Origin of the sequence: Mesorhizobium sp. B2-5-4, from assembly GCF_006441095.1 — a bacterium.
GTDB lineage: Bacteria > Pseudomonadota > Alphaproteobacteria > Rhizobiales > Rhizobiaceae > Mesorhizobium > Mesorhizobium salmacidum.
Genome location: NZ_VFUR01000025.1, coordinates 1 through 16,388 on the forward strand (window position 1 = coordinate 1; position 16,388 = coordinate 16,388).

Genomic DNA, 16,388 nt, shown 5'->3' on the forward strand with positions numbered 1-16,388 from the left:
CAAAGCAACGAAAATGGCCGCCCTCAATCCTCACAACAAGCCTCCCGCAATATTGCGCAACGGGCCCCTTGTGGGAGGGTCGCTGCGAAGCAGCGGCGGGGTGGGGTCGGCGCCAAGCCCCCCACCCGGACCTGCGGTCCGACCTCCCCACGAGGGGGAGGTAACGTGGTTCAGGCGGCGCAGACTTCGCGGATCGAGCTTTCCAGAATGTCGAGCGCTTCGTTCATGACCTCGTCCTGGATGGTGATCGGCGCCAGGAAGCGGATGACGTTGCCGTAGACGCCGCAGGTCAACAGGATCAGACCCTTGTCGAGCGCCTTCAGGCGGATCGCATTGGCGATCTCGGCCGACGGCAGGCCCTTCTTGGCGTCGTTGAACTCCACCGCGTTCATGAAGCCCAAACCCCTGATGTCGACAATCTCGGGCACGTCGTCACGGATCGACTGCAGACGCTGCTTCAGCCTCGCACCCAGCGTGTTGGCGCGGTCGCAGAGCTTTTCGTCCTCGATGACGTCAAGCACGGCATGTGCCGCGGCGACGCCGATCGGGCTGCCGCCATAGGTGCCGCCGAGGCCGCCGGGGCTGGGCGCATCCATGATCTCGGCGCGGCCGGTTACCGCCGACAGCGGGAAGCCGCCGGCGAGGCTCTTGGCCATGGTGGTGATGTCGGCCGCCACCTCATGGTGGTCCATGGCGAACATCTTGCCGGTGCGGGCAAAGCCGGTCTGCACTTCGTCGGCGATGAGCAGCATGCCGTGCTGGTCGCAGAGCTTGCGCAGCGCCGTCAGGAGTTCACGCGGCGCGTCGTAGAAGCCGCCCTCGCCCTGAACCGGCTCGATGATGATCGCGGCGACGCGGGCCGGATCGACATCCGCCTTGAACAGCTTGTCGAGCGCGGCCAGCGAATCGGCGACCGAGACACCATGCAGTTGCACGGGGAACGGCACGTGGTAGACGTCGCCCGGCATGGCTCCGAAGCCAACCTTGTAGGGCACGACCTTGCCGGTCAGCGCCATGCCCATGAAGGTGCGGCCGTGGAAGCCGCCGCCAAAGGCGATGACGGCCTGGCGGCCGGTGGCGTTGCGAGCGATCTTGATGGCATTCTCCACCGCCTCGGCGCCGGTGGTGACGAAGATGGTCTTCTTCTCGAACTTGCCGGGCAGCATGGCGTTCAGCCGTTCGGCCAGCCGCACATAGCTTTCATAAGGCACGACCTGGTGGCAGGTGTGGGTGAAGCGGTCGAGCTGCGCCTTGACTGCCTCGATCACCCTGGGATGGCGGTGGCCGGTGTTGACGACGGCGATGCCCGAGGAGAAGTCGATATAGCGGCGGCCCTCGACATCCCAGATTTCCGAATTTTCAGCCCGATCGGCGTAGATCTGCGTGGTCATGCCGACGCCGCGCGAGATCGACTGGTTCTTGCGTTCGGAAATGGCGGAGTTCTTCATGATGTCCCTTACCGGGCCGGCGCCCGTTCTGTTTGATGTCGTTGAATTCCCCTTCTGGCCTTATTTCAGATTTTCCTCAAGTCGGCACCGTCACCGGGTCGATTGGGCCTGACTTAACCAGTCCGGCGATTCACCGGTTTCCTTTTCTTCGGGATCGATTATCCTCCTGATATCCGGGAGGGGATCGCGATCAGCGACCGGCGCGCGACCGAGGGAATCATGAGCAGGAACGCGACATCGTCCATCTCGCCGCGATCCGCCAAAACTCCCCCTTTGTCTTGTCCAGCCGCTTCGATTCTCGCCTGCACGGCCCTGGTGCTGCTCGCCGGTTGCCAGAAGCAGGAGGCGGCGGAAAAAAAGCTGCCGGTCATGGTGCGCACCGAGACGGTGGCGATGGCCGATTATGCGCCGAGAACCTCGCTGACCGGGGTGATCGCGGCGCGTACGTTGAACAATCTTTCGTTCCGGGTTGGCGGACGCGTCGCGGAGCGGCTTGTCGATGTCGGCCAGCATGTCGATCAGGGGACAGTGCTTGCCCGCATCGATCCGCAGGAGCAGGAATCCGATCTGCGTTCGGCGCAGGCCGATCTCGATGCCGCGCAGGCGCAATTGACACAGGCCGCGGCCACTTTCGAGCGGCAAAAGACGCTGCTTGCCCAGGGCTTCACCACCAGGCGCGACTATGACGTGGCCGACCAGACGCTGAAGGTGGCGCAAGGCAGCGTCGATGCCGCGCGGAGCGCGCTCACCAATGCCCAGCAGAACCTGTCCTTCACCGAACTCAAGGCCGGTGCGGCCGGCGTGATCACCGCCCGGCAGGTCGAAACCGGCCAGGTGGTGCAGGCGGCGCAGACCGTCTTCACCGTCGCCGAGGATGGCGACCGCGACGCGGTGTTCAATGTGCAGGAGACGCTGGTCGCCAGGACGCCGGACTCTCCGGCGGTGACGATCACGCTGTTGTCCGACCCGCAGGTCAGGGCAACAGGCAAGGTGCGCGAAATCTCGCCGGCGGTCGACCCGGCTTCAGGCTCGATAAGGGTCAAGGTCGCCATTCCCGACACGCCCGCCGGCATGCCGCTCGGGGCAGCCGTGATCGGCTCGGTCGGCGCCAAGCCGGCGAAGGCGATCCTGTTGCCTTGGCAGGCCCTGACATCCAGTGCCGGCAAGCCGGCGGTCTGGATCGTCGATCCCGCGTCCAAGGCAGTCGCGACGACGCCGGTGGAGGTGCTGGCGTTCGATTCGGGTACCGTCGTCATCGCCAAGGGACTGAACGAAGGCCAGAGCGTCGTTACATCAGGCGGGCAATTGCTCAGCCCCGGCCAGACGGTCGAGATATCGGGAGCGGCGCAATGAAGCGGCTGCTACCCGTCCTGCTTGGCCTTGCCGCGCTTGCCGCCTGTTCGAAATCGGACGAGAAGCCGCCGGAGATCGTCCGGCCGGTGCTGTCGGTGGTGGTCGAGCCGCGCACCACGCAAACCTTCGGTTTCGCCGGCTCGGTCGAACCGCAAGTCAGCGCCGATCTTGCCTTCCGCCTGCTCGGTCGCGTCGTCTCGCGCGACGTCAAGGTCGGCGACATCGTCAGCAAGGGCACGACGATCGCGGCACTCGACCCAACCGCGCTGGAGTTGGCCGTCCAGGCGGCCAAGGCCGAACTCTCCAATGCCGAGGCGCAATTCGCCAATGCCGCCGCCAGCGAGGAGCGCCAGCGCCAGTTGCTCACGTCCGCCAATACGTCGCAATCGGTCTTCGATGCCGCGCAGCAGGCACGCAAAGCCGCGGAAGCCAGTGTCGAGCGGGCCAAGGCTTCGCTGGCCAAATCCCAGGAGCAACTCGGCTATGCCAGGCTGTTCTCGGATTTCGATGGCGTCGTCACCGCCGTCGGTGCCGAGGTCGGCCAGACGGTCTCACCCGGGCAGACGGTCGTCACTGTGGCGCGCTCGGACCCGCGCGAGGCAGTCGTCGACATTCCCGACCAGTTGACCGGCGATCTAACGGCCGGCACGCCGTTCCATGTCATCCTGCAGTCGCTGCCGACAATTCAGACCGAGGCCAAGCTGCGCGAGATCGCGCCCCAGGCCGAGGGCTCGACCCGAACGCGCCGCGTCAAGCTGACGCTGACCGATCCGCCGCAGGCCTTCAGGCTCGGCTCGACGGTAACGGCGATCCGCATGACCAAGGTCGGACCAAGGATCGAGCTGCCCATCTCGGCTTTGCTCGACAAGAATGGTTCCGAAAAAGTGTGGATCGTCGACCCGCAGACCTCCAGCGTGAGCATGCGCGATATCAAGGTCGCGTCGAAGGCCGGCGGCACCTTCACGGTGGCCGAAGGGCTCGAAGCCGGGATGCGCGTCGTCACGGCGGGCGTCCACAACCTGAGCGAGGGCCAGAAGGTCAAAGTGCCAGAGGGAGGGGCCTCATGAAAGGCTTCAATCTCTCCGACTGGGCGCTCAACCACCGCTCGCTGGTCTGGTATTTCATGCTGGTCTTCGTGGTGGCTGGCGTGTTTTCCTATCTCAATCTCGGCCGCGAGGAAGATCCGGCCTTCACCATCAAGACCATGATCATCCAGGCCAACTGGCCGGGCGCATCGGTCAATGAAACGGTGCGGCAGGTGACCGACCGCATCGAGAAGAAGCTCGAGGAACTCGACAGCCTCGACTACACCAAATCAGTCACCACAGCCGGCCAGACTGTCATCTTCGTCAACCTGAAGGACACCACCAGGGCGCGCGACGTCGTGCCGAACTGGCTTCAGGTGCGCAACATGGTCAACGACATCAAGGCGCAATTTCCGCAAGGCGTGCAAGGCCCGTTCTTCAACGACCGCTTCGGCGATGTCTACGGCAACATCTATGCCTTCACCGCAGACGGGCTGACACAACGTCAATTGCGCGACTATGTGGAGGATATCAGGACAAAAATCCTGACCGTGCCCAATGCCGGCAAGGTCGATCTGGTCGGCGCGCAGGACGAGGCCATCTATCTCGAATTCTCGACGCGCCAGATAGCGGCGCTTGGCCTCAACCAGCAGCAAATCGTCGCCAGCCTGCAGGCGCAGAATGCGATCACGCCGTCCGGCGTGATCCAGTCCGGGCCGGAGCGCATCAGCGTGCGCGTCGGCGGCCAATTCACTTCCGAGGAGAGCCTGCGCGCCATCAATCTGCGCGTCAACGATCGGTTCTTCCGGCTGAGCGACGTGGCGACGATCACCCGCGGTTACGTCGACCCGCCGACGGCCTTGTTCCGCTTCAACGGCCAAAACGCGATCGGGCTTGCCATCGGCATGAAGCCCAATGCCAATCTGCTCAAATTCGGCGAGGCACTGCACGAGGAGATGAACAAGGTGCTGGCCGACTTGCCGGTCGGCGTCGGCGTGCATCTGGTCGCCGACCAGCCTGTCATCGTCGAGGAGGCGGTCTCGGGTTTCACGCGTGCGCTGTTCGAGGCGGTGGCCATCGTGCTCGCTGTGTCGTTCATCAGCCTCGGCATGCGCGCCGGCTTCGTCGTGGCGCTGTCGATCCCGCTGGTGCTGGCCATCACCTTCACGGTCATGGAGTATCTGGGGATATCGCTGCAGCGCATTTCACTGGGCGCGCTGATCATCGCGCTCGGACTGCTGGTCGACGATGCGATGATCGCGGTCGAAATGATGGTGGCGCGGCTGGAGGTTGGTGACAATCTGCGCAAGGCGGCGACCTATGTCTACACCTCGACCGCCTTCCCGATGCTGACCGGCACGCTGGTGACGGTCGCAGGCTTCATCCCGATCGGGCTCAACTCGAGTGCTGCCGGCGAATACACCTTCACGCTGTTCGTCGTCATCGCCGTATCGCTGCTGGTGTCATGGATCGTGGCGGTGCTGTTCGCGCCGCTGCTCGGTGTCACCATCCTGCCGGCGACAATGAAGACCAAGCATCACGACCGGCCGGGCCGCTTCACGTCGCTGTTCCGGCGCGTGCTTGTCGGCTCGGTGCGCCGGCATTGGCTGACGATCATCGTGACCGTGCTTCTGTTCGCTGCCTCGATCGCCGGCTTCGGCCTAGTGCAACAGCAGTTCTTCCCGCCTTCCGACCGGCCGGAGCTGATCGTCGACTGGAACCTGCCTCAGAACTCCTCGATTGCCGAAACACGCGACCAGGTGGAGCGCTTCGAACAGCGGGCGCTGGTCGGCAATCCCGACATCGACCATTTTTCCTCCTATATCGGTCAGGGCGCGGTGCGCTTCGTGCTGGCCTATGACGTGCAGCCGGCCAACCCCTATTTCGGCCAGACGGTGATTGTCACCAAGAGCATTGAGGCGCGCAACCGGGTGAAGCCGGCGCTGGAGAAGTTGCTGCGCGCGGAGTTTGTCGGCACCGACGCCTTCGTCAAGCCGCTTGAGCTCGGACCACCGGTTGGACGCCTGTACAGTACCGCGTCGGCGGCCCTGACATCCAGACGGTTCGAGAACTGGCGCAGCAATTCGCCGGTGTGATCTCAGCCAATCCGAAGCTCGCAGCACCGACCTTCGACTGGAACGAACCGCAGCGTGTGCTGAGGGTCGACGTACTGCAGGACAAGGCGCGCCAGCTCGGCATCACCTCGTCCGACATCGCCAGCACGCTGAACAGCACGGTGGGCGGCGCGACCATCACACAGGTGCGTGACGCGACATACCTCATCAACGTCGTGGCACGTTCGCGCGAAGCCGAGCGCGGCTCGATCGAGACGCTGCAGAACATCCAGCTGCCGACCGGCAATGGCGAGGCGATCCCCCTCGCCGCGGTCGCCAATTTTCGCTACGATCTGGAGCAGCCCACCGTCTGGCGGCGCGACCGCATCCCGACTATCACGGTGCGCGCCGGCTTGGTTGGCGACGTACTGCCGGCGACCGTCGTCAACGAGTTGAAGCCGTCGGTCGACGCCTTCATCGCCAAGCTGCCGCCTGGCTATTCGGTCGAGACCGCCGGCTCGGTCGAGGAAAGCGCCAAGAGCCAGGGACCAATCGCGGCCGTGGTGCCGCTGATGCTGTTCGTCATGGCGACCATCCTGATGGTGCAGTTGCAGAGCTTCCAGCGCCTGTTCCTGGTGGTGGCGGTGGCGCCGCTGGGCCTGATTGGCGTTGTGGCGGCCCTGGTGCCAAGCGGCGCGCCGCTCGGCTTCGTCGCCATCCTCGGCGTGCTGGCGCTGATCGGCATCCTGATCCGCAACTCGGTCATCCTGATCGTCCAGATCGAGGACCTTGTCGCCGGGGGCAGGGATCGCTGGGCCGCGGTCATCGAAGCGACAGAGCACCGCATGCGGCCGATCGCGCTGACCGCCGCCGCGGCCAGCCTGGCCCTGATCCCGATCGCCCGCGAAGTGTTCTGGGGGCCGATGGCCTACGCGATGATGGGCGGCATCATTGCGGGTACCGCAATCACGCTGCTGTTCCTGCCGGCGCTTTATGTGACGTGGTTCAGGATCAAGGAGCCGAAAGACGCGGCGGAAGGCGAAGCGCAGCAGGATGAGGTCCTGCCGGAGAGCGGAGCGGCCTGAGGCGGGAAATACACTTTGCGTCGGACAACTATCGTCGCGTCGGACAACTATCGTCAAACTTGATCGGAGGCGGTTCTCACAAACCCGTCGCTCGCCCTGAGCAGGTTGCGCGTATAGTCCTTCGTCACGCGGCGCTCGACGAGGTCGTTCGCCACCAGATTCTCCACCGCCTCGCCGCCCTGCATCACCATCAGCCGCTCGCACATGTGGGTGATGATGGCGAGGTCGTGGCTGACCATCAGGAAGGTCAGCTTGCGCCGCCGGCGGACTTCCTCCAGCAGGTTGAGCACTTCGGCCTGAACCGAGGCGTCGAGCGCCGAGGTCGGCTCGTCGAGCAGCAGGATCGAGGGCTCGAGGATGAGCGCGCGCGCGATCGCCACGCGCTGGCGCTGGCCGCCCGACAATTGGTGCGCATAACGGAAGCGAAAACCGTTGCCGAGGCCGACCTCGTCGAGTGCGCGTTCAATCCGCTTTTCGCCATCGGCAAAGCCGTGGATGGCAAGCGGCTCCTGCAGCAGGCGGTCGACGGTCTGGCGCGGATGCAGCGAGCCATACGGATCCTGAAAAACCATCTGCACTTCGCGGTAAAAAGCCTTGTCGCGGCGCGTGCCGAGCGTCTTGCCGTTGACGGTGATGCTGCCCGAGGCGACCGGCGCAAGGCCGGCTATGGCTCGCAGCAGTGTCGATTTGCCTGAGCCGGATTCACCGACCAGGCCGAAGGATTCACCCGGCTGCACATCGAGGCTGACGCCCTTCAACGCGCGGAAGCGGTCGAAGATCACCTCCAGCCTGTCGACGGCAATCGCGGAAGTCATGCCGCCCACTCCGGCTTGCGGTCGAGCACCGGCAGCGGGTGACGGTCGGCGCCGATCTTGGGCATGCAGTTGAGCAGGCCGCGCGTGTAGGGATGCTGCGCCTGGCTGAGTTCCGAAGCCTTGAGCTGCTCGACCACTTTGCCGGCATACATGACGATGACGCGGTCGCAGAAGGACGAGACCAGACGCAGATCGTGCGAGATGAAGATCAGCCCCATGCCGCGCTCTGCGACCAGCCTGTCGAGAATGCCGAGCACGTCGAGCTGCACCGTGACATCAAGCGCCGAGGTCGGCTCGTCGGCGATCATCATTTCCGGCCCGGCGATCAGCATCATGGCGATCATGGCACGCTGGCCCATGCCGCCGGACACTTCGTGCGGATGCAGGTCGAAGACACGTTTGGGATCGCGGATCTGTACCGCCTCCAGCATGGCCAGCGCGCGCTCGCGCGCCTCGGCCTTGCCGACCTTTTCATGGGTGCGCAAAGTCTCGACGATCTGGCGGCCGATGCTCATCACCGGGTCGAGCGAATATTTCGGATCCTGCAGGATCATGGCGATGCGGTTGCCGCGCAGCGCCCGGCGTTGGCGTGGCGAGACGCCGAGCAGGTCGATGCCGTCGAAGGTCAATTTGCTGGCTGATATCCGGGCCTGCGGCGGTGTCAGGCCCATGATGGCGCGGCCCGTCTGCGACTTGCCCGAGCCGGACTCGCCGACAATGCCGAGCCGTTCGCGGCCGAGCGAAAAGGAGACGCCGCGCACCGCCTCGATCATGCCGGTACGGGTCGGAAAGGTGACGCGCAGATCATCTACCTCAAGCAGTGTCCCCGTCTGGCCGCTCATTGGTCACCGCTCCGGGGATCGAGTGCGTCGCGCAGGCCGTCGCCAAGCAGGTTGAAGCCGAGGCTGACGATGAGGATGGCGAAGCCCGGCGCACCGGCCACCCACCATTGGTCGAGCACGAAGCGGCGCCCCGACGCGATCATCGTGCCCCATTCGGGCTGTGGCGGCTGCGCGCCAAGGCCGAGGAAGCCGAGGCCGGCGGCGGTCAGGATAATGCCGGCCATGTCGAGCGTGACGCGGATGATCAGCGAGGAGATGCAGAGCGGCATGATGTGGCGCAGCACGATACGGAAGGGCGAGGCGCCCATCAGTTGCACCGCCTTGATGTAATCCGAATTGCGCACGGTCAGCGTTTCCGCGCGGGCAATTCGGGCATAGGGCGGCCAGGAGGTGATGGCGATGGCGAGCACCGCGTTCTCGATGCCGGGACCGAGGGCGGCGACAAAGGCCAGCGCCAGGATCAGCTTGGGGAAAGCGAGGAAGATGTCGGTGATGCGCATCAGGATGGCATCGGTCCAGCCGCCGGCGTAGCCGGCGACGGTGCCGACCAGAAGACCGATGGGAGCCGCGATGATGGCGACCAGAATGACCACATAGAGGGTCCAACGCGAACCGTAGAGAATGCGCGAAAGGATGTCGCGGCCGAGGTCGTCGGTGCCGAACCAGTGTTGCGCACTCGGCGCCAGCAGCCGCGCGTTCTTCAAGTCACCGAAGGTCGGCGAATACGGCGCCAGCACACTGGCAAGGGCGGCGACGAGCAGCAGGGCGATGATGATCAGCAGACCGACAAAGGCCAGATGATTGGCGGAAAAGCGCCGCCACGCGACATAGGCGCGACCGAGCCTTGCCTGCATGCGCGATGCCGGCCGCTCCGACAGCAACCATGCGCGACGGGAGAAGGGGCGGGCGTCGGAGGCGGTCATGACGATGCCCCTTGAAGCTGTCGACCCCCGCTCCGGTCTGCTTCGCAGACCACCTCTCGCCGGTTCGACGGGGGAAAGGAAAGGGGCCAAGCATGCGACCGCCTTTTCCTCTCCCCCTGGCAGGGGGAGAGGTGGCCCGAAGGGCCGGAGTGAGGGTGACTAGCCGCAGCCAAGCCCGAAATACCTCTACTCATCCTGTCTTGGTCCTCGGATCGAGCACACGGTAGAGCAGGTCGGACAGAAGGTTGATGCCGATGAACACCGAGCCGATGACGATGGTACCGCCGAGCACCGCGTTCATGTCGGCGTTCTGCAGCGAGTTGGTGATGTAGAGGCCGATGCCCGGCCAGGAGAAGACGGTCTCGGTGAGTACCGAGCCCTCGAGCAGCCCGGCATAGGACAGCGCGATCACGGTCACCATCGGCACGGCGGCATTGCGCAACGCGTGGCCCCAGATGATGCGCGTTTCCGACAGGCCCTTGGCGCGCGCCGCGACGACATATTCCTGGGCGAGCTCATTGAGCATGAACGAGCGCGTCATGCGGCTGATATAGGCGAGCGAGAAATAGCCGAGCAGCGAGGCCGGCAGGATGATGTGGCGGAAGGCATCGTAAAAGACGTCCCACTGTCCCTGCATCGCGGAGTCGAGGAGGTAGAAACCGGTGATCGGCGTGAAAGTGTATTCGTAGACGATGTCGAGCCGTGCGGGGAAGGCCACCCACTGCAGCTTGGCGTAGAACAGCACCAAAGCCAGCAGACCCAGCCAGAAGATGGGTACGGAATAGCCGATCAGGCCTATGATGCGCACGATCTGATCGATGAGACTGCCGCGTTTGACCGCGGCCAGCACCCCGAGCGGCACACCGAACAGCGCGCCGATCAGTGTCCCCAATGTCGCAAGTTCCGTCGTTGCGGGAAGAGCGCGGCGGATGTCGGTCATGACGGGGTTTGTGGTCAGCACCGAGATACCGAAATCGCCGCTCAGCGCGTGTTTCACATAGATATAGAACTGCTCGATCAACGGCAGGTCGAGGCCCATCTCGCGGCGCGTGCGCTCCACGACATTGGCGGGTGCCCGGTCGCCCAGAACGGCGAGCACCGGGTCGATCGGGATGACGCGGCCAATGAAGAAGGTGACCGCAAGAAGACCAAGATAGGTGGTCACCGCAATGACCAGGAAACGGCCGAGCGATGATGCAAGGGCGACGGCGCGGGCGCTGCCGCGCCCGCCCTCGTTTTCAATCGCGCTCATGCGGCGTGTCCGCGAACACTATTCCTTGGAAACCGGCCCGACGAAGTTGGTGTCGAAGCTCGGACCGAGCGCGAAGCCCTTGAGGTTCTTGCGCAGACCCGCGACTTCCAGCTGCTGGTGGATGATGACGAAGGGGCTGGTGTCGAGAATCTTTTTCTCAAGATCCTTGTACATATCGGCGCGCTTGCCCGAATCCTTCTCCAGGAGTGCCGCTTCCGTTTCCTTGGTCAGATCCGGAATGTCCCAGCTATTGCGCCAGGCGAGCGTGTGGGACTTGCCTGCATCCGAATTGTCCGGGTTCGAGGCAAAGGTCTGCGCGTTGGAGTTCGGATCGAAATAGTCCTGGCCCCAATTGCCGATATAAATGTCGTGGTTGCGGGCGCGGTATTTGGTCAGCGTCTGCTTGCCGTCACCCGGAATGATCTCCAGTTTGATGCCAGCCTGGCCGAGCGTCTGCTGGATCGATTCCGCCATGCCGGTGGTCGGCTGGCCGGTGCGTACATCCATCGTGACGCTGAAGCCGTCGGGCAGGCCTGCCTTGGCCAGCAGTTCCTTGGCCTTGGCGACGTCGAGCTTGAACGGGTTTTCGTCCAGTTCGCCGAGCACGCCCTTGGGCAGGAAGGTCTGGTGGATTTCGCCAATGCCCTTGAGGATGGTCGAGCTCAAGGCATCATAGTCGACAAGGTATTTGAAGGCCTGACGGACCTCGGGTTTGGCGAGGTTCGGGTTCTTCTGGTTGAGGCTGATGTAGTAGACGGTGCCTTTCGGCGCGCTGGTGGTGGTGAGGTCGGCGTTCTTGGCGATGGCGTCGAGGTCATTCGGCTCGAGATTGCGGGCAACGTCGATGTCGCCGGCTTCAAGCGCCAGGCGCTGGGCCGAGCTTTCCTTCATGTTGCGGTAGATGACGCGGGCGAGCTTGGCCTTTTCGCCGTAATAATTGTCGTTGCGCTCCATGACGACCGCCTCGTTGGCACGCCATTCACGCAGCTTGTAGGCGCCCGAGCCGGCATAGCCTGTCTTCAGCCAGGCATTGCCGAAGTCATTATCCCATTTGTAGTCGGCGCTCGGCGTCACCGCCGCGACATGTTCCTTGACCAGCTTGGCGTCGACAACGGAGGCGACGGTGGCCGACAGGCAGTTCAGGACGAAACTTGGCGCGTAAGCCTTGTCGACGGTGAACTGGAAGGTGGTGTCGTCGACCGCCTTGGCCTTTTCAGTGACGTTGTCGCCGCTGATGCCGAACTGATCGATGATGAAGGCCGGGCTCTTGTCCAGCTTGACGGCGCGCTCGAACGACCAGGCGACGTCGGCGGCGGTGATCGGGTTGCCGGAAGCGAATTTCAGGCCCGGCTTGAGCTTGAACGTATAGGTCAGGCCATCGTCGGAGACGGTCCAGCTTGCGGCGAGGTCGGGCTTGACCTTGGAGGTGTCGCTGAGGTCGAGGCGGACAAGAAGGTCATAGGTGTTGCCGGTGACTTCGGCGGTCGACAGCTCGAACGCCTCGCCCGGATCCATCGAGATGATGTCGTCGATGGCAAAACCTTCGACAAGCGTGTCGGCGGGCGTGACTGCGCCAGCCGGCGCGCCGGCCAGAAGCAGCGCCGACACCGCGGCGCCCGCAAGCAAGGTGCGGGATCGTAGAGCAAGCTTTTCCATCATCATGATGATTGTTCCCTGTTTTGTTGTTTGTTGACCTGAGTTCCCGGCTCAGGGTTGCGGTGTTCTTTCAAGGCTCGACGAGAGCCTCTGAGCCACCAACGTCGTGGTTTTTGTCCAGTTGGTCAATACCTTATCCGGCGACACCCGGCCCGGCAACGAGGATTTGCGAGACAGCCTCAGTGGAGCAGAATGCACGGCGGCGTGTCGACGCATGCGCGGCCAAATGACGCCGCGGATCGTGAAAAATCTGCTAAAATTTCGAAGCTATTTCAGCGCGGCGACCAGACCGGCATCAGGAAAACAGGTGGCAGCCTGACCATTCTTTTCCTGCCATCTGCCGATCGAGCGGCGGGTCTTGAAGCCAGGCAGGCCGTCGGCGCTGCCAACATCATAGCCCTTGGCTTCAAGGGTCCGCTGCAAGGCGGCGATATCGGAGCGGTGGAGATCGCCGACCGGACCCCAGTTACCGGAAAAATTCTGATCGCCATGGGCAATGCGGTCGGCGCCGTGGCCGATGAACAGCGCATAGAGGTCGCTGGTGTTGTATTCCTTCAGCACGTAGAAATTGGGGGTGGCGATGAAGGCCGGGCCGCTGCGGCCGGCCGGCATCAGCAGGAAGCCTTCCGTCTTCAGCTCGCTCGCCGGGAACGCTTTGCCGCCCACGCGCTTGATGCCCATGGCGGCCCATTGCGAAATCTTTTTGCCCTGGTCCGGGCCTTCCAGCGAACAGGAGACGCTCTCGGGAACGGTCACCTCGAAACCCCAACCGCGCCCCCTCACCCAGCCATAATGGACAAGGTAATTTGCGATCGAGGCCAGCACGTCAGGCGTCGAATTCCAGATGTCGACGCGGCCGTCGCCGTCGAAATCCACAGCATGTTTCAGGAAAGAGGTCGGCATGAATTGCGGCTGGCCGAGCGCGCCGGCCCAGGACGATTTCATCGCGCCGACCGGGGCCAGCCCGCGTTCGACGATTTCCAGCGCCGCCAGCAGCTCGGTGCGGAAGAAATCCTTTTTCGTCGACATGAACGCCTTGGTGCCCAGCACCTCGAAGGCGTCGTAGGGCATCTTCGCCGCGCCGAATCCGGTCTCGCGGCCCCAGATCGCCAGAAGGATTTCACCCGGCACGCCGTAACGCTTTTCGATCGCGGCAAGCGTGCGGGCATTGGCGGCTTCGCGGGTGCGTCCACCCGATGTCACCGCACGAACCGTCTTCTCGGCAAAATAGGCGCCGGGCGAACCGAACTCGGCCTGGTGCTGCTTTTGCGGCGTCTTCGGCTTCTCGCCTGGCAAGACAAGGTCAGGGAGATCGAGATTGGGCTCGATGCCGGTGAACGCAGCGTCGAACGTGCTTTTGGAAATGCCTTTCGCCTTGGCGTCGGGCCAGAGGTCGGATTGGAGCCATGCGCGGAACTGGTCGTCGATCTTGGCGGCGGATGCGGGGATGGTGAGGAGGACGGCGAGGAGTGCGGCCAGAAAGGAAAGCAAAGCCAACCTGTGAGGTTGGCGGGCGTGCACCACCTGCCTCGAAAGATGCGTGACGGTCATCGTGCGCATCCTCTCCGCCGATCTGGTCAAAACGCCGTGCGCGAGCGCAGCGCGGCGGCCAGAGTACCTTCGTCGAGATAGTCGAGTTCACCGCCGACCGGCACGCCGTGCGCCAGACGCGTTATCTTGACCTCGAAGCCGGAGAGCTGATCGGTGAGATAGTGCGCGGTGGTCTGGCCCTCGACCGTCGCGTTGACGGCGAGGATGACCTCCTTGACCTCGCCGCCGGCTATGCGGTCGACCAGCGAACGGATGTTGAGCTGATCGGGGCCGATGCCGTCGAGCGGCGACAGCGTGCCGCCGAGCACATGGTAGCGCACATTCATCGCCGCCGCCCGCTCCAGCGCCCAGAGATCCGAGACGTCCTCGACGACGATCAGGGTGGCGGCATCGCGGCGTGGGTCCGTGCAGATCATGCAGGGGTCCGAGGTGTCGACATTGCCGCAGGTCGAGCAGATGCGCACCTTGTCGGCGGCCTCGCCCATGGCGGCGGCGAGCGGCGACAGCAGTTGTTCCTTCTTCTTGATCAGGTGCAGCGCCGCGCGCCTAGCTGAACGGGGGCCAAGCCCCGGCACCTTGGCCAGAAGCTGGATCAGGCGTTCAATCTCGGGACCGGCGATTCGCTTGGACATCGCACTGATCTAGGATTTTTCAGAGCGGTTTGAAACATCCCTGTCGACGCACGGTCCGCCATGCTGCCATGCGAGAATCAGTTGGTTTCGAGCGGGCGACCCTGGCTGACGATCATCGCGCCTATGGCGTCGGTGTTCTCAGGCGTCGACTGGAATCCCATCGATGCTTCCTGCGGAGCGTCCTGGACCGAGGAGATGACCCTTTTGTTCGAGGTTCCGCTGTTCAAGGTTCCGCCAAAACGGGCGGCGTCCGGCTCTTCCATCGGCTCCTGCATCGCAATTTCGATTGGCTTCGCCTGGACTCGCGCGGACTTTGCCGACGGCGCCGCGGATGCGGTCAGATAGGTCTGCTGCGCGGGGGCAGTGCGAGCGGGCGCCGGCTTGGCCGGTTCCGCCGCTGCGGTCATGTAGACCTGTTCTGCCGGGGCATTGCGGGCGGTCGCCTTGGCCGGGCGCACCATCTCGACGGACGCGACACGCGTCGCGGGTACTCCCGGCAACGCGGCTGGCGACTCGGCCGACGCGACCATCGGCTCATCCGGCAGCGGCTGCCAGTTGCGGCCGCGCTTTTCGTAGAAGGCATTGCCGCCGGCAACCATGGTGTAGTGCATGTTGTTGTAGGGGAAGCGCAGGCCGGCGGTGTGGAAATACATCGTGTTCTTGAGCTTGGCCTTGCGCTCGCCCTTGAGCACGGCGTCGGCGGCCTCCTCGACATCGGGCATTGCACGTGAATTCATCGCCCTGGTCATGACGCCCGGCGCGAACTGCCCGGGCTCGCCCACCACCTGGCAGATGGTGCTGCCATGATTGCCCGAGCGCAGCCGGTTCATCACCACCGTGCCGACGGCGATCATGCCATCGCGGCTCGACCGGTTGGATTCGAAGAACATCGCCCGTTCCAGGCATTCCCTGTCCTTCGGCGTATGGCTGTAGCCGCGCGAACTCAGGAAGCTCGGCGTGATGGCGTCGGTCAGGCTGGCGACCGACATGCCGTGCGAGGTGGTCTGGCTGCAAGCGGCCAAGAAAAGGGGAGACGTGACGACGCCGAGCAATAGCGGCGTCTTCCATCGCGTGGCTATCAACAGGTAACCCTCTCACTTCAATGCCCGCCCCCAGGCTGCGGCAAGAATGAGACACTTTCGGGCAAAATGATGGCCAAAACGTTATTAACGGCGGACTGTTGCCTAATTGACACAAATCGAGGCTTTCCAGATGGATCGGGCCGTCGTTTCACACCGACGATGACCGCCTTTTCTTCGTTTTGCCGCAATTCCGCTGGGGTAAACGCCATACGCTTTTTGCCGGGAAGAGCGCGCCACGGCTTCCCAGAACAGTCTATCGCCCGGCGGCGATTGCTGCCGGCCAACCGGGTTCGATCTCTTCGATCGTGTCTGAAAACAGGCCCCGCCTGAGAAACAGCGCCCGCGCCTCCCTGGCCGTCGGCGCGATCTTGCCCGGCCAGTCGCTGTCGATGAACTCGGCCTTGGTGAAATCAGGATTTGTTTCGGAGGCCGCCTCCAGGAACTCGGCGATTTCCAGCACGATGGCGCGTTCATCCTTCGAAAGCGCCGACGTGCCGGCCTCGATCGACGGGCGGTGCACGAAATCCTCGAAGAGATTGAAGTAGCCCTTGATGCCGACGAGATCGACACCTGCATCGCAGTCGGCGAGGATCTCCAGAATCTCGTAGATCCTGTTGCGGATACGCTGCTCGATCAGTCTTTCTGACGGCTCGCCGATCATGGGCGCACC

General features: G+C 63.8%; 12 protein-coding genes and 1 pseudogene. 3 read left to right on the forward strand and 10 right to left on the reverse strand.

The window, feature by feature from the left end:
- Nucleotides 1-170: 170 nt before the first annotated feature.
- The gene (locus FJ492_RS24705; RefSeq protein ID WP_140507689.1) at nt 171-1,448 is read right to left on the reverse strand and encodes a 4-aminobutyrate--2-oxoglutarate transaminase; all 1,278 of its coding nucleotides are present in this window, start codon (nt 1,446-1,448) and stop codon (nt 171-173) included.
- Nucleotides 1,449-1,667: 219 nt separating this feature from the next.
- Here FJ492_RS24705 and FJ492_RS24710 point away from each other — a divergent pair, with 219 nt between their 5' ends.
- From FJ492_RS24710 to FJ492_RS24720, 3 genes and pseudogenes are all read left to right on the forward strand, one after another.
- Nucleotides 1,668-2,801, forward strand: coding sequence for an efflux RND transporter periplasmic adaptor subunit (locus FJ492_RS24710; protein WP_140716082.1), 1,134 nt, complete (start codon nt 1,668-1,670; stop codon nt 2,799-2,801).
- A complete protein-coding gene (locus tag FJ492_RS24715; protein WP_140716080.1) occupies nt 2,798-3,868 on the forward strand; it encodes an efflux RND transporter periplasmic adaptor subunit in 1,071 nt (356 codons plus the stop codon). Before FJ492_RS24710 ends, FJ492_RS24715 begins: the two co-directional genes overlap by 4 nt.
- Nucleotides 3,865-6,965 (forward strand): annotated as a pseudogene (locus tag FJ492_RS24720) (efflux RND transporter permease subunit). Before FJ492_RS24715 ends, FJ492_RS24720 begins: the two are co-directional and overlap by 4 nt.
- Nucleotides 6,966-7,018: 53 nt before the next feature.
- On the opposite strand, the gene FJ492_RS24725 reads toward FJ492_RS24720, so the two are convergent.
- The 9 genes from FJ492_RS24725 to FJ492_RS24765 all read right to left on the reverse strand — a co-directional run bounded on the left by FJ492_RS24725 (nt 7,019) and on the right by FJ492_RS24765 (nt 16,379).
- Nucleotides 7,019-7,780 carry an ABC transporter ATP-binding protein gene (locus tag FJ492_RS24725; protein ID WP_140716076.1) on the reverse strand — a complete coding sequence of 254 codons (762 nt, stop codon included), beginning with the start codon at nt 7,778-7,780 and terminating at the stop codon, nt 7,019-7,021.
- Nucleotides 7,777-8,622, reverse strand: a complete 846-nt coding sequence (locus FJ492_RS24730; RefSeq protein ID WP_140507699.1) for an ABC transporter ATP-binding protein — start codon at nt 8,620-8,622, stop codon at nt 7,777-7,779. The genes FJ492_RS24725 and FJ492_RS24730 overlap by 4 nt, the downstream gene beginning before the upstream one ends.
- A complete protein-coding gene (nikC, locus tag FJ492_RS24735) occupies nt 8,619-9,545 on the reverse strand; it encodes a nickel transporter permease (protein WP_140772710.1) in 927 nt (308 codons plus the stop codon). Before nikC ends, FJ492_RS24730 begins: the two co-directional genes overlap by 4 nt.
- 190 nt (nt 9,546-9,735) lie before the next feature.
- Nucleotides 9,736-10,797: an ABC transporter permease gene (locus FJ492_RS24740; RefSeq protein ID WP_140716072.1), complete on the reverse strand. Its 1,062-nt coding sequence runs from the start codon at nt 10,795-10,797 to the stop codon at nt 9,736-9,738.
- 18 nt (nt 10,798-10,815) lie between these two features.
- Nucleotides 10,816-12,459, reverse strand: coding sequence for an ABC transporter substrate-binding protein (locus tag FJ492_RS24745; RefSeq protein ID WP_140507704.1), 1,644 nt, complete (start codon nt 12,457-12,459; stop codon nt 10,816-10,818).
- Nucleotides 12,460-12,720: 261 nt separating this feature from the next.
- Nucleotides 12,721-14,004 (reverse strand): lytic murein transglycosylase, encoded by a 1,284-nt coding sequence (locus FJ492_RS24750; protein ID WP_246676116.1) that lies wholly within the window; start codon nt 14,002-14,004, stop codon nt 12,721-12,723.
- A 26-nt stretch (nt 14,005-14,030) separates the two neighbouring features.
- Nucleotides 14,031-14,636 carry a recombination mediator RecR gene (gene recR, locus FJ492_RS24755; RefSeq protein WP_027142068.1) on the reverse strand — a complete coding sequence of 202 codons (606 nt, stop codon included), beginning with the start codon at nt 14,634-14,636 and terminating at the stop codon, nt 14,031-14,033.
- 77 nt (nt 14,637-14,713) lie between these two features.
- Nucleotides 14,714-15,718: a cell wall hydrolase gene (locus tag FJ492_RS24760; RefSeq protein ID WP_140772712.1), complete on the reverse strand. Its 1,005-nt coding sequence runs from the start codon at nt 15,716-15,718 to the stop codon at nt 14,714-14,716.
- A 253-nt stretch (nt 15,719-15,971) separates the two neighbouring features.
- A complete protein-coding gene (locus tag FJ492_RS24765; protein ID WP_140507708.1) occupies nt 15,972-16,379 on the reverse strand; it encodes a hypothetical protein in 408 nt (135 codons plus the stop codon).
- Between the last annotated feature and the right edge of the window lie 9 nt (nt 16,380-16,388).

What these genes read in the sequence shown, in the direction of transcription:
- FJ492_RS24705 (WP_140507689.1), bottom strand. Translation starts at nt 1,448, where the DNA reads ATGAAGAACTCCGCCATTTCCGAACGCAAGAACCAGTCGATCTCGCGC.
- FJ492_RS24710 (WP_140716082.1), top strand. Translation starts at nt 1,668, where the DNA reads ATGAGCAGGAACGCGACATCGTCCATCTCGCCGCGATCCGCCAAAACT.
- FJ492_RS24715 (WP_140716080.1), top strand. Translation starts at nt 2,798, where the DNA reads ATGAAGCGGCTGCTACCCGTCCTGCTTGGCCTTGCCGCGCTTGCCGCC.
- FJ492_RS24725 (WP_140716076.1), bottom strand. Translation starts at nt 7,780, where the DNA reads ATGACTTCCGCGATTGCCGTCGACAGGCTGGAGGTGATCTTCGACCGC.
- FJ492_RS24730 (WP_140507699.1), bottom strand. Translation starts at nt 8,622, where the DNA reads ATGAGCGGCCAGACGGGGACACTGCTTGAGGTAGATGATCTGCGCGTC.
- nikC (WP_140772710.1), bottom strand. Translation starts at nt 9,545, where the DNA reads ATGACCGCCTCCGACGCCCGCCCCTTCTCCCGTCGCGCATGGTTGCTG.
- FJ492_RS24740 (WP_140716072.1), bottom strand. Translation starts at nt 10,797, where the DNA reads ATGAGCGCGATTGAAAACGAGGGCGGGCGCGGCAGCGCCCGCGCCGTC.
- FJ492_RS24745 (WP_140507704.1), bottom strand. Translation starts at nt 12,459, where the DNA reads ATGATGATGGAAAAGCTTGCTCTACGATCCCGCACCTTGCTTGCGGGC.
- FJ492_RS24750 (WP_246676116.1), bottom strand. Translation starts at nt 14,004, where the DNA reads ATGACCGTCACGCATCTTTCGAGGCAGGTGGTGCACGCCCGCCAACCT.
- recR (WP_027142068.1), bottom strand. Translation starts at nt 14,636, where the DNA reads ATGTCCAAGCGAATCGCCGGTCCCGAGATTGAACGCCTGATCCAGCTT.
- FJ492_RS24765 (WP_140507708.1), bottom strand. Translation starts at nt 16,379, where the DNA reads ATGATCGGCGAGCCGTCAGAAAGACTGATCGAGCAGCGTATCCGCAAC.